The sequence below is a fragment of the Enterobacter sp. DNB-S2 genome (genome assembly GCF_019443845.1).
Lineage (GTDB): Bacteria > Pseudomonadota > Gammaproteobacteria > Enterobacterales > Enterobacteriaceae > Enterobacter > Enterobacter asburiae_B.
The window spans coordinates 561,812-574,455 of sequence record NZ_CP050520.1 but is presented as its reverse complement, the minus strand read 5'-3'; the positions used below and the strand labels follow the sequence as shown (position 1 = coordinate 574,455).

The following is a 12,644-nucleotide window of genomic DNA, read 5'->3' as shown; positions in this document are numbered from 1 at the left end:
CCGAAAGACGTTTACTTTAAGTCAATGCCTGGGTAGTGCCGCGGACAATCAGTTCACAGTCCAGCAACCGCGAGCCGCTGCTAACTGTTTGACCGTGAAGCTGATCAAGCAGAAGGAGCATCGCTTCGCGGCCGATTTGGTAGCGCGGCTGAGCGACCGTTGAGAGCGGCGGATCGCAAAATTCTGAAAGCGAAATATTGTCGAATCCGATGATCGATAAATCTTTCGGTATGCGAAGGCCGCGGCGTTTGGCGTACGACAATGCGCCCAGCGCCATCACGTCGCTGTGACAAAATACGGCGGTTGGCGGTTCAGGCAGGTCCAGAAGTTTCTCAAGCGCTTGTCCACCCGCGGCGAAGGTAAAGTCACCGCGCGCAATGTAGTGCGGATCGACGGTGACGCCGGTACGGCGCAGCGCCTGAACGTAGCCCTGCAAGCGATAATGACACAGCGGCATCTCTTCCGGCCCGGCAATACAGCCAATGCGCTTATGCCCCAGCTCCTGGAGATAGTTTACGGCGTTGAACGCGGCGGTGAGGTTATCAATGTGGACCGTCGGCAGCTCCAGCTCCGGCGCAAACTCGTTGGCCATCACCATCGGCGGTAAATTACGCTGCTCTTCAATGCTGGCATCAAACGGCAGGCGGGAACCAAGCAGCAGCATGCCGTCGATCTGCTTGGTGATAATGAGATCGATGAAGGTTTTTTCCTGCTGGTTCTGGTGAGCGCAGTCGCCAATCAGCACCAGGTAACCCTGTTCCGCTGCCGTAACTTCAATACCGCGGATAATCTCGCTGAAGAAGGGGTCGCAGATATCCGGCACAATCACCAGAATGGTGCGCGACTCATTGCGTTTGACGTTACGCCCCATCGCCTGTGGGAAATAGCCCACTTCAAGCGCAGCCTGCTCTACCCGGTTACGGGTCGCCTGGGAGACTTTATCCGGGTTCATTAATGCGCGGGATACCGTTGCCGTAGAGACTTGTGCTTTCTGGGCAACGTCTTTCATGGTCGCCGGTGCAACCTCTTTCCTGGACTTCAACGTCTTCTCCTCGCCTGAACACCGAACTTCTGACATCACCATTTTTACAGATAGTTAATGGAATCGGTTACAGAATTTTCATAAAAAGTGTGAGGAGCGTTAAATTTTTCGATCCGTCTTCAGCCTTCGATGGGATCGACGTCCAGTACCCACTTCACTTTTCGCGCTTCCGGCAGCGTGTTGATGAGCGCCAGCGTGCCGCTGACGATATGCTGCAGGCGAACACGTGAGGGGTGCTGAAGTAAGATTTGCCAGCGGAAACGTCCGCCGCGCTTTGGCGCGAGCGCTGGCACCGGGCCCAGGATCCACAGCTGATTATCCACCAGCGGGCTGGCCTGCAGGAGGTTTCTCAGCTGCTGCAGGAAAAGCGGCGCCTGCTGGTTATTGTGATCTTCCGCGCGGATGATGACGTGGCTGGTCCACGGCGGCAGCTGCATGGTCTGGCGTTCGGCCAGCGCCTGCTCGGCAAAAGCGTCATAGCCTTTATGCAGCAGGGTTTGCAGCAGCGGATGCTCAGGGTGGTGCGTTTGCAACACCACTTCGCCCTGTTTACCGGCGCGACCGGCACGCCCTGCCACCTGGGTATAAAGCTGGGCGAAGCGCTCGGCTGAGCGGAAATCTGCCGAGAACAGCGCGCCGTCCACGTCCAGCAGGGCGACAAGCGTCACGTCCGGGAAGTGGTGGCCTTTCGCCAGCATCTGGGTGCCAATCAGGATGCGCGCGCCGCCGCGATGCACTTCCGCCAGCTGCTGTTCCAGCGCGCCCTTGCGGCTGGTGGTGTCCCGGTCGATACGCGAAATAGGCACGTCCGGGAAGAAGGGGCCAAGCGCCTGTTCCAGCTGTTCCGTCCCCAGACCGACCGGTACGATATGGGTTGAACCACACGACGGGCACTGGCGCGGCACCGGGCGCTGGCTGTCGCAGTGGTGGCAGCGCAAATGCCGCTGGGCCTGGTGGAAGGTATAGTAGTGGTCGCAGCGCGGGCACTCGGCAATCCAGCCGCAGTCGTGGCAAAGCAGGGCGGGGGCGAATCCGCGGCGGTTCAGAAACAGAATGACCTGGTTCCCCGCCTGCAGGTGCTGGCGCATGCGGGTAATCAATGCAGGCGCTAGCCCGGCCTGAACCTGCTGACCTTTCAGATCCAGCACGTGCTGAATGGCCGGACGGGCATTCCCCGCCCGACGCGTCAGGCGCAGCATGTGGTACTTACGCTGGCGCACGTTGTGCAGCGTTTCGAGCGCCGGCGTGGCGGAGCCGAGAATAATGGGAATTTGCTCGCTGTGCGCGCGATAGACCGCCAGATCGCGGGCGTGATAGCGCCAGCCCTCCTGCTGTTTATAGGAGCTGTCGTGTTCTTCGTCGATCACGATAACGCCAAGATTTTTAAATGGCGTAAACAGCGACGAGCGGGTGCCGATCACAATCGCCGCTTCGCCGTTTTTCGCTTTCAGCCAGGCGCTGAGGCGTTCGCTGTCGTTCAGGCCGGAGTGCAGCACCTCAACCGGCGCGTTAAAGCGCTCGCGGAATCGGGCGATGGTTTGCGGCGTCAGGCCAATTTCCGGCACCATCACCAGCGCCTGTCTGCCCTGAGCCAGCACGTTTTCCAGCACGCTCAGGTAGACCTCGGTCTTGCCGGAACCGGTGACTCCCGCCAGCAGCCAGGCAGAGAAATGATCGGAGGCGCTATGAATAGCGCCCACGGCAGTGGCCTGCTCGGTATTCAGACGCAGGCGATCCCCTGAAACGGAGAAACTCTCCCGCCAGTCGTAAAGAGCGGGGGCTTCGCTGGCCAGTTCGCTCAGCCCTTTCTTTCTTAAGGCCTGTAGCGCCGTTTCGCTGACCTCAAGCTCGTCGACCTGATGTCGCCAGATTTTTCCCTGACGCAGCGCCGCCAGCGCCTGCTGCTGTTTCTGCGATCGCTTCAGGCTGTTGATGTCCACCGCCTGGCCCTGCTCGGTGGCAAACCAGTACCACATCGGCGCATGGCTGGCGCTTTTGCCCTGGCGCAGCATGATGGGCAGGGCGTGGAACAGGACGTCGCCAATCGGGTGATGATAATAATCCGCCGCCCACAGCAGCAGTCGCCAGGTGCTGGTGGAGTAAACCGGCTCGCTGTCCAGCACCTCAACGACCGACTTCAGCTCGTTAAGCGGTAATTCGCTTTTATCGCTGACGGAGACGACGATCCCCACGCGCTGCTGTTTGCCAAACGGCACGGTCACGCGGCAGCCCGCTTTGGCGCTCATGCTGTCGGGCAGCAGGTAGTCAAAGGTGCGGGGAAGCGGAACGGGCAGGGCAACGTGAGCGACGGGCATCGAATCTTCCTGACTTGAAAAGTGGCGCGTTAGTATACACATTAGTAAAAGCGGCGTGCGGATCAGTTTGCATACGTTGGTCAAATTCTGTATGATTCGCCGCCTTTGGTGTACTTTACGCCAAAGAACTTACAATCAACATCGCGTGGTGTCTGGCGTTAGGGCTGGAAGAGCGACGCGGCCTTAACTGAGGTTCTCCCATGAAAAAAGATATTCACCCGAAATACGAAATGATTACTGCAAACTGTTCTTGCGGTAACTCTATCCAGATCCGCTCTACCGTGGGTCACGATCTGAACCTGGACGTGTGCGGCAAATGCCACCCGTTCTACACTGGTAAGCAGCGTGACGTTGCAACCGGTGGCCGTGTTGACCGCTTCAACAAGCGTTTCAGCATCCCGGGCGCTAAATAAGTTTCCCGAAAAAAAGGCACCGCAAGGTGCCTTTTTTGTATCCGCTTCTCAGTATTCCCACGTATCCGGGTCAATACCCAGTTCACGCATGATCACCTTCGCCTCTTCCGGGATTTCATCACTGCGCTCTTTGCGCAGATCTTCATCGTTCGGCAACGGTTGACCGGTAAACGCATGCAGAAACGCTTCGCACAGCAGTTCGCTGTTGGTCGCGTGGCGCAGGTTGTTCACCTGACGACGCGTACGTTCATCGGTGAGGATCTTCAACACCTTCAGAGGAATGGAAACCGTAATTTTCTTTACTTGCTCACTCTTCTTACCGTGCTCAGCGTATGGGCTGATATATTCGCCGCTCCATTCAGCCATGAGATACCTTTAATCCTCTCAGTCATTTATTTAAAGGTGCAAAACCTGTAACCACCCGTTTTGAACCGCAATCTTGTCTAGTTTACCGTAGAGACGATACCGTGGCACGGATATTGCCGCTGCAGCGTGCACTAAAGCATATAATTTTAACGGCTATTTGCGCATTGCTCAATCTATACGCAAAGAAGTTTAGATGTCCAGATGTATTGACGTCCATACTTTCAGTGTTTACTCTGGTGCCTGACTTTTCACCTCATTCGCCAGGAAGCCCTCACCATGACGCGTAAACAGGCCACTATTGCAGTGCGTAGCGGATTAAATGATGACGAGCAGTACGGCTGCGTTGTCCCGCCGATTCATCTTTCCAGTACCTATAATTTCACCGGATTTAATGAACCCCGCGCGCATGATTATTCGCGTCGTGGCAACCCTACGCGTGACGTGACCCAGCGCGCGCTGGCCGAGCTGGAAGGTGGCGCAGGTGCAGTATTAACCAATACGGGGATGTCCGCTATTCACCTGGTGACCACGGTGTTCCTGAAACCCGGCGATCTGCTGGTTGCGCCGCACGACTGCTACGGCGGCAGCTATCGCCTGTTTGACAGCCTGGCGAAACGCGGATGCTATCGCGTCCTGTTTGTCGATCAAAACGACGAACAGGCGCTGAAACAGGCCCTGGCAGAGAAACCGAAGCTGGTTCTGGTGGAAAGTCCAAGCAATCCATTGTTGCGCGTTGTCGATATTGCGAAAATTTGTCAGCTCGCAAGGGATGCGGGAGCGATAAGTGTAGTGGATAATACGTTCCTCAGTCCGGCCCTTCAGAACCCACTCGCACTGGGTGCCGATCTGGTATTGCATTCATGCACTAAATATCTGAACGGCCATTCTGATGTGGTGGCGGGCGTGGTGATTGCCAAAGATCCCGACGTTGTCACCGAACTGGCATGGTGGGCCAATAATATTGGCGTCACCGCGGGGGCCTTCGACAGCTATCTGCTGTTGCGCGGCATCCGCACGCTGTCGCCGCGCATGGACGTGGCGCAGCGCAATGCCCAGGCGATTGTCGATTTCCTGAAAACCCAGCCGCTGGTGAAAAAGCTTTATCACCCGTCGCTGCCGGAAAATCAGGGGCATGAGATTGCCGCGCGTCAGCAGAAAGGGTTTGGCGCGATGTTAAGTTTTGAACTGGACGGTGACGAGCAAACGCTGCGTCGCTTCCTGAGCGGGCTGTCATTGTTTACGCTGGCGGAATCCTTAGGTGGGGTTGAAAGCTTGATCTCCCACGCTGCGACCATGACGCACGCAGGTATGGCACCGGAAGCTCGTGCCGCCGCCGGAATTTCTGAGACGCTGCTGCGTATCTCAACCGGCATTGAAGATTCTGAAGATTTAATTGCCGATCTGGAAAATGCCTTCCGGATCGCAGCCAGGGGGTAATCATGAGTGTGATAGCGCAGGCAGGGGCGAAGGGTCGTCAACTGCACAAGTTTGGTGGTAGTAGTCTTGCTGATGTGAAATGTTACCTGCGCGTTGCAGGGATCATGACGGAATATTCACAGCCGGGTGACATGATGGTTGTCTCGGCGGCGGGCAGCACCACCAACCAGTTGATTAGCTGGCTGAAACTGAGCCAGACCGATCGCCTTTCTGCGCATCAGGTGCAACAGTCCTTACGCCGTTACCAGAGCGAGCTGATTGCCGGCCTGCTGCCTGCGGACGTGGCGGACGGGCTGATCAGCGCCTTTACGCATGACCTTGAGCGTCTGGCTGCCCTGCTGGACAGCGGAATTACCGACGCGGTGTATGCCGAAGTGGTGGGCCACGGTGAAGTGTGGTCCGCGCGCCTGATGGCCGCCGTGCTGCAACACCTGGGTGTGGAAGCGGCCTGGCTCGACGCACGTGATTTCCTGCGTGCCGAACGCGCCGCGCAGCCGCAGGTGGATGAAGGGTTGTCCTACCCGCTGCTGCAACAGCTGCTGGTGCAGCACCCGGGCAAACGTATTGTCGTCACCGGCTTTATCAGCCGCAGCAACGCGGGCGAAACCGTGCTGCTGGGCCGTAACGGTTCGGACTACTCGGCAACGCAGATTGGTGCCCTGGCGGGCGTGTCCCGCGTCACCATCTGGAGCGACGTGGCCGGTGTGTACAGCGCGGACCCGCGTAAAGTAAAAGATGCCTGCCTGCTGCCGCTGCTGCGTCTCGACGAAGCCAGCGAGCTGGCGCGTCTGGCCGCGCCGGTACTGCACGCGCGCACGCTGCAGCCGGTTTCCGGCAGCGATATCGACCTCCAGCTGCGCTGCAGTTACACCCCGGATCAAGGCTCCACGCGCATTGAGCGCGTACTGGCGTCCGGTACCGGGGCGCGTATTGTCACCAGCCACGACGACATCTGCCTGATTGAGTTCCAGGTGCCTGCAGGCCAGGACTTCAAGCTGGCGCATAAAGATATCGACACGATCCTGAAACGCGCCCAGGTGCGTCCGCTGGCCGTTGGCGTGCATAACGATCGCCAGCTGCTGCAGTTCTGCTATACCGCGGAAGTGGCGGACAGCGCGCTGAAAATTCTGGATGAAGCGGGCCTGCCGGGCGAGCTTCGCCTGCGTCAGGGGCTGGCGCTGGTGGCGATGGTGGGCGCGGGCGTCACCCGTAACCCGCTGCATTGCCACCGCTTCTGGCAGCAGCTGAAAGGCCAGCCGGTGGAGTTCACCTGGCAGTCGGAAGAGGGCATCAGCCTGGTCGCCGTCCTGCGCAAAGGGCCAACCGAGAGCCTGATTCAGGGTCTGCACACCTCCCTGTTCCGCGCGGAAAAGCGCATCGGCCTGGTGCTGTTCGGGAAAGGCAACATCGGTTCCCGCTGGCTGGAACTGTTTGCCCGCGAACAGGTGACGCTCTCGGCGCGTACCGGATTCGAATTCATTCTCGCGGGCGTGGTGGACAGCCGCCGCAGCCTCCTGAACTACGAAGGGCTGGACGCCAGCCGCGCGCTTGCGTTCTTTAATGATGAAGCGGTAGAGCAGGATGAAGAGTCGCTGTTCCTCTGGATGCGCGCACACCCGTATGACGATCTGGTGGTGCTGGACGTTACCGCCAGCGAACAGCTTGCGGATCAGTATCTGGATTTCGCCAGCCACGGTTTCCACGTCATCAGTGCGAACAAGCTGGCGGGGGCAAGCAGCACCGATAAATACCGCCAGATCCACGATGCGTTTGAAAAAACAGGGCGCCACTGGCTCTATAACGCCACCGTTGGGGCTGGCCTGCCGGTTAACCACACCGTGCGTGACCTGATTGAAAGCGGCGACAGCATTCTGGCGCTGAGCGGTATCTTCTCCGGCACGCTCTCCTGGCTGTTCCTGCAGTTTGACGGCACCGTACCGTTCACTGACCTGGTGGATCAGGCGTGGCAGCAGGGCTTAACCGAGCCCGATCCGCGCGTTGACCTTTCCGGCAAAGACGTGATGCGTAAGCTGGTGATCCTGGCGCGTGAAGCCGGTTATGACATCGAACCGGACGCCGTACGCGTCGAATCGCTGGTGCCTGCCGGCTGTGAAGAAGGTTCTGTGGATCATTTCTTTGAAAATGGTGAAGAGCTTAACGAGCAGATGGTACAGCGTCTGGAAGCGGCGAACGAGATGGGGCTGGTACTGCGCTATGTGGCGCGTTTCGAGGCCAACGGAAAAGCGCGAGTCGGCGTCGAGGCGGTGCGTCCTGAACATCCGCTGGCGGCGCTGCTGCCGTGCGATAACGTCTTCGCCATCGAAAGCCGCTGGTATCGCGATAACCCGCTGGTGATCCGCGGCCCTGGCGCGGGACGCGATGTCACCGCTGGAGCCATTCAGTCCGACATCAACCGTCTGGCTAAGCTGCTGTAAAGCCTGATTTTCCCTCTTCCTGTGGGAGAGGGTTAGGGTGAGGGCCTCAGACCGCACTCACCCTCATCCTGAATTTCCCTCATATTCCCTGAGCAAACCTCACCGTTATTGTTGATTATTTATGTTGACGTCCCTCCGCTTTTCCGTCATTTTTACATCTGGACGTCTAAACGTATAGAAGTTCACAACACAACAAATAACGACATGCGATTGATAGAGGTAAGGTATGAGCTTTTTTCACGCCAACCAGCGGGAAGCACTGAATCAGAGCCTGGCCGAAGTAAACGGCCAGATTAACGTCTCTTTTGAATTTTTCCCGCCGCGCACCAGTGAAATGGAGCAAACTCTGTGGAGCTCTATCGATCGTCTCAGCAGCCTGAAGCCGAAGTTCGTCTCCGTGACTTACGGTGCTAACTCCGGCGAGCGTGACCGTACGCACAGCATCATTAAAGGCATCAAAGATCGTACCGGTCTGGAAGCGGCGCCGCATCTCACCTGTATCGACGCCACCCGCGACGAGCTGCGGGCCATCGCTCAGGATTACTGGAATAACGGCATTCGTCATATCGTCGCTCTGCGCGGTGACCTGCCGCCGGGCAGCGGTAAGCCGGACATGTATGCCGCCGATCTGGTCGCGCTGCTGAAAGAGGTGGCTGATTTTGATATCTCCGTTGCCGCTTATCCTGAGGTGCATCCGGAAGCGAAAAGCGCCCAGGCCGATCTGCTGAACCTCAGGCGTAAAGTGGACGCCGGCGCGAACCGCGCCATTACCCAGTTCTTCTTTGATGTGGAAAGCTACCTGCGTTTCCGTGACCGCTGCGTCTCCGCGGGCATCGACGTTGAAATTATCCCGGGTATTCTGCCGGTCTCTAACTTCAAACAGGCGAAGAAGTTCGCCGATATGACCAATGTCCGCATTCCGCTGTGGATGTCCAAAATGTACGAAGGGCTGGACGACGACCCGGAAACCCGCAAGCTGGTGGGGGCCAATATCGCGATGGACATGGTGAAAATTTTAAGCCGTGAAGGGGTGAAAGATTTCCACTTCTATACGCTGAACCGCGCGGAGATGAGCTACGCCATTTGCCATACGCTGGGTGTTCGTCCGGCGTAATAAGCACAAAGCCCTCGTATTACGAGGGCTTTTTAGTTACGCGAATAGTTAAAAGGTATTAGCTATCGAATCTGTGGATTAATTCAACTATAACTTATTGCTAGTGGTGTATATCGTAACGGTAACACTGTAAAAGGGAGCATAGCGATGAGCACGTCAGACGAGACCAATAAAGCGGCATCGGTCGGCAAATGCCCGTTCCACCAGGGCGGCGTCGATCACAGCGCGGGGGCAGGTACAGGCAGCCGCGACTGGTGGCCAAAACAACTCCGCATCGATCTTCTTAACCAACATTCCAATCGTTCTAACCCGCTGGGTGAAGACTTCGACTACCGCAAAGAATTCAGCAAACTTGATTACTCCGCCCTTAAAGGCGACCTCAAAGCCCTTTTAACCGACTCTCAACCGTGGTGGCCTGCCGACTGGGGCAGCTATGCGGGCCTGTTTATCCGTATGGCCTGGCACGGCGCGGGGACCTATCGCTCCGTTGACGGGCGCGGTGGCGCAGGCCGCGGTCAACAGCGCTTTGCGCCGCTGAACTCCTGGCCGGATAACGTGAGCCTGGATAAGGCGCGCCGTCTGCTGTGGCCAATCAAGCAAAAATACGGACAAAAAATTTCCTGGGCCGACCTGTTTATCCTTGCGGGTAACGTGGCGCTGGAGAACTCCGGCTTTCGTACGTTTGGTTTCGGTGCCGGGCGTGAAGACGTCTGGGAACCAGACCTGGACGTGAACTGGGGTGATGAAAAAGCCTGGCTAACCCACCGTGACCCGGAGGCGCTGGCGAAGCGACCGCTGGCCGCCACCGAAATGGGCCTGATTTATGTGAACCCTGAAGGGCCAAACGCCAGCGGTGAACCTCTGTCTGCTGCGGCGGCCATTCGTGCCACCTTCGGCAACATGGGGATGAACGACGAAGAGACCGTTGCGCTGATCGCGGGCGGCCACACCCTTGGCAAAACCCACGGCGCGGGTGAAGCCACGCACGTCGGCACCGACCCGGAAGCCTCGCCGATTGAAGCGCAGGGCCTGGGCTGGGCCAGCACGCACGGCACGGGAATTGGCGCAGATGCCATTACCTCCGGTCTGGAAGTCATCTGGTCGCAAACCCCGACCCAGTGGAGCAACTACTTCTTCGAGAACCTGTTCAAATACGAATGGGTGCAGACCCGCAGCCCGGCGGGGGCGATTCAGTTTGAAGCCGTGGATGCTCCGGAAATCATGCCTGACCCGTTCGACCCGTCGAAAAAACGCAAACCTACTATGCTGGTCACCGACCTGACGCTGCGTTTTGATCCGGAATTCGAGAAAATTTCCCGCCGCTTCCTGAACGATCCGCAGGCCTTCAACGAAGCCTTCGCGCGCGCGTGGTACAAGCTGACCCACCGCGATATGGGGCCAAAATCGCGTTACCTTGGCCCGGAAGTGCCGAAAGAAGATCTGATTTGGCAGGACCCGCTGCCGCAGGCGGTGTTCAATCCGTCGAAAGAAGACATTGAAAGCCTGAAGGCGGAAATCGCTGCCTCTGGCCTCTCGGTGAGCGAACTGGTTTCCGTTGCGTGGGCGTCAGCGTCGACCTTCCGCGGCGGCGACAAGCGCGGCGGCGCCAACGGCGCGCGTCTGGCGCTGGCTCCTCAGCGCGACTGGGATGTGAACGCCGCAGCGGTTCGCGCGTTGCCGGCTCTGGAAGCTATCCAGCGCACCACCAACAAAGCTTCACTGGCCGATATCATCGTGCTGGCGGGCGTCGTGGGCGTTGAGCAGGCGGCGAAAGCGGCAGGCGTTTACGTCAACGTTCCGTTTACGCCAGGGCGCGTGGATGCGCGTCAGGATCAGACGGATATCGAGATGTTTAACCTGCTCGAACCCATTGCCGACGGCTTCCGCAACTACCGTGCGCAGGTGGATGTGTCCACCACTGAGTCACTGCTGATCGACAAAGCCCAGCAGCTGACGCTGACCGCGCCTGAGCTGACGGTGCTGATCGGTGGCCTGCGCGTGCTGGGTGCAAACTTTGATGGCGGCAAGAATGGCGTGTTTACCGACCGCGAGGGCGTGCTGAGCAACGATTTCTTCGTGAATCTGCTGGACATGAACACCCAGTGGAAGGCAACCGACGAATCTAATGAACTGTTTGCCGGAAGCGATCGCGCCAGCGGTGAAGTGAAATACACCGCCACCCGCGCCGATCTGGTCTTCGGTTCTAACGCCGTCCTGCGCGCGCTGGCAGAGGTTTATGCCAGCAGCGATGCCAGCGAGAAGTTCGTCCGCGACTTCGTTGCCGCATGGGCGAAGGTGATGGATCTGGACCGGTTTGACCTGCAGTAACCGTTGTGCCGGGTGGCGTTAACGCTTACCCGGCCTACGGGCAAAAAAATCCCCGCTGTTGCGGGGGTTTTTATTCACGCTATTTACTCCCACTCCTGCAGGAACCGCTGCCCATACTGGTCGGCCACCAGCAGCGCCGCATATACCTGATCCGGCGTTACGCCGCCGGGCATGTTGTGGATAGTTTCCCCTTCGGCACAGGAGGCTTCCGCGATCAAACGCATTTTGGCCGGAATATCCTCTTTGATATTTAGCTGTGCCAGCGTGATCGGCAGCCCAACGCTGTGACAAAGCGCGGCGACGGTCTCTATTTCTTCTACCGGCGCGTTTTCCAGCACCAGCTGTGTGAGCGTGCCAAACGCCACTTTTTCACCGTGATAGAAGTGGTGCGCGTCCGGTACCGCCGTCATTCCGTTATGAATAGCGTGTGCCGCCGCCAGCCCGCCGCTTTCAAAGCCTACGCCGCTGAGATAGGTGTTGGCTTCGATAATGCGTTCCAGCGCCGGTGTAACCACATGCTGTTCCGCGGCCAGCATGGCTTTTTCACCCTCTTCAACCAGCGTGTTGTAGCACAGCTCGGCCAGCGCGAGTGCAGCCTGCGTACATTTGCCGCCCGCCATGGTGCTCGCGCCGCTGCGCGAGCAGGCGCGTGCTTCAAACCAGGTTGCCAGCGCATCGCCAATCCCGGCGGCCAGCAGGCGTGCCGGCGCGCCCGCGACCACTTTGGTATCGACGATTACCATGTTCGGGTTGTGCGGCAGCATCAGGTAGCGATCGAACTCACCGCTGTCGGTGTAAATGACGGAAAGGGCGCTGCACGGCGCATCGGTGGAGGCGATGGTTGGCGCAATGGCGACGGGTACGTCCATAAAATGGGCCAGCGCTTTGGCGGTATCCAGCGTTTTACCGCCGCCGATACCCAGCACTGCCAGGCAGTCGGCGCTGTCGGCCAGTTTTTTCAGGCGATCGATTTCATTTTGTGAACATTCGCCGCCAAACGGCGCTATTTCGGCGTGCAGTTCGGCTTTTTTAAAACTCTGGCGCAGGGTCTCTTCGGCAAAACCCAGCACAAATTTATCGCCGACAACCAGCCAGCGATTGGCCAGGGGTTTCAGATAGTCGCCGAGACGGGTAAGCACATCAGCGCCCTGGATATATTTTCCCGGCGATTGAATGATACGGTCCATAACAGTT

At 58.3% G+C, this 12,644-nt stretch carries 9 protein-coding genes; 5 read left to right on the top strand and 4 right to left on the bottom strand.

Going from position 1 to position 12,644, the window contains the following annotated elements; all coding sequences use genetic code 11:
- Positions 1–16: 16 nt before the first annotated feature.
- Both cytR and priA read right to left on the bottom strand, forming a co-directional pair.
- Positions 17–1,042 (bottom strand): DNA-binding transcriptional regulator CytR, encoded by a 1,026-nt coding sequence (cytR, locus tag HB664_RS02825; RefSeq protein ID WP_023309683.1) that lies wholly within the window; start codon positions 1,040–1,042, stop codon positions 17–19.
- Positions 1,043–1,161: 119 nt separating this feature from the next.
- Positions 1,162–3,357 (bottom strand): primosomal protein N', encoded by a 2,196-nt coding sequence (gene priA / locus HB664_RS02820; RefSeq protein ID WP_219940331.1) that lies wholly within the window; start codon positions 3,355–3,357, stop codon positions 1,162–1,164.
- Positions 3,358–3,557: 200 nt separating this feature from the next.
- Here priA and rpmE point away from each other — a divergent pair, with 200 nt between their 5' ends.
- Positions 3,558–3,770 (top strand): 50S ribosomal protein L31, encoded by a 213-nt coding sequence (gene rpmE, locus HB664_RS02815; RefSeq protein WP_003862040.1) that lies wholly within the window; start codon positions 3,558–3,560, stop codon positions 3,768–3,770.
- Positions 3,771–3,818: 48 nt separating this feature from the next.
- Here rpmE and metJ read toward each other — a convergent pair whose 3' ends face one another.
- Positions 3,819–4,136, bottom strand: a complete 318-nt coding sequence (gene metJ, locus HB664_RS02810; protein WP_007369220.1) for a met regulon transcriptional regulator MetJ — start codon at positions 4,134–4,136, stop codon at positions 3,819–3,821.
- A 276-nt stretch (positions 4,137–4,412) separates the two neighbouring features.
- Between metJ and metB the strand changes: the two genes are divergently transcribed.
- The 4 genes from metB (at position 4,413) to katG (ending at position 11,450) form a co-directional block, all read left to right on the top strand.
- Positions 4,413–5,573: a cystathionine gamma-synthase gene (metB, locus tag HB664_RS02805; protein ID WP_219940330.1), complete on the top strand. Its 1,161-nt coding sequence runs from the start codon at positions 4,413–4,415 to the stop codon at positions 5,571–5,573.
- 2 nt (positions 5,574–5,575) lie between these two features.
- Positions 5,576–8,008, top strand: coding sequence for a bifunctional aspartate kinase/homoserine dehydrogenase II (locus tag HB664_RS02800; RefSeq protein WP_032662744.1), 2,433 nt, complete (start codon positions 5,576–5,578; stop codon positions 8,006–8,008).
- Positions 8,009–8,234: 226 nt separating this feature from the next.
- Complete coding sequence (gene metF / locus HB664_RS02795; RefSeq protein ID WP_033146931.1) at positions 8,235–9,122, top strand: methylenetetrahydrofolate reductase; 888 nt, start codon at positions 8,235–8,237, stop codon at positions 9,120–9,122.
- 147 nt (positions 9,123–9,269) lie between these two features.
- Positions 9,270–11,450, top strand: coding sequence for a catalase/peroxidase HPI (gene katG, locus HB664_RS02790; RefSeq protein WP_094935292.1), 2,181 nt, complete (start codon positions 9,270–9,272; stop codon positions 11,448–11,450).
- 83 nt (positions 11,451–11,533) lie between these two features.
- On the opposite strand, the gene HB664_RS02785 is transcribed toward katG, so the two are convergent.
- Positions 11,534–12,637 (bottom strand): glycerol dehydrogenase, encoded by a 1,104-nt coding sequence (locus HB664_RS02785; RefSeq protein ID WP_039264224.1) that lies wholly within the window; start codon positions 12,635–12,637, stop codon positions 11,534–11,536.
- Positions 12,638–12,644 lie beyond the last annotated feature (7 nt).

Excerpts from the sequence above, each read along its gene's own strand:
- metF (WP_033146931.1), top strand. The coding sequence starts at position 8,235 with ATGAGCTTTTTTCACGCCAACCAGCGGGAAGCACTGAATCAGAGCCTG.
- HB664_RS02785 (WP_039264224.1), bottom strand. The coding sequence starts at position 12,637 with ATGGACCGTATCATTCAATCGCCGGGAAAATATATCCAGGGCGCTGAT.
- katG (WP_094935292.1), top strand. The coding sequence starts at position 9,270 with ATGAGCACGTCAGACGAGACCAATAAAGCGGCATCGGTCGGCAAATGC.
- rpmE (WP_003862040.1), top strand. The coding sequence starts at position 3,558 with ATGAAAAAAGATATTCACCCGAAATACGAAATGATTACTGCAAACTGT.
- metB (WP_219940330.1), top strand. The coding sequence starts at position 4,413 with ATGACGCGTAAACAGGCCACTATTGCAGTGCGTAGCGGATTAAATGAT.
- HB664_RS02800 (WP_032662744.1), top strand. The coding sequence starts at position 5,576 with ATGAGTGTGATAGCGCAGGCAGGGGCGAAGGGTCGTCAACTGCACAAG.
- metJ (WP_007369220.1), bottom strand. The coding sequence starts at position 4,136 with ATGGCTGAATGGAGCGGCGAATATATCAGCCCATACGCTGAGCACGGT.
- priA (WP_219940331.1), bottom strand. The coding sequence starts at position 3,357 with ATGCCCGTCGCTCACGTTGCCCTGCCCGTTCCGCTTCCCCGCACCTTT.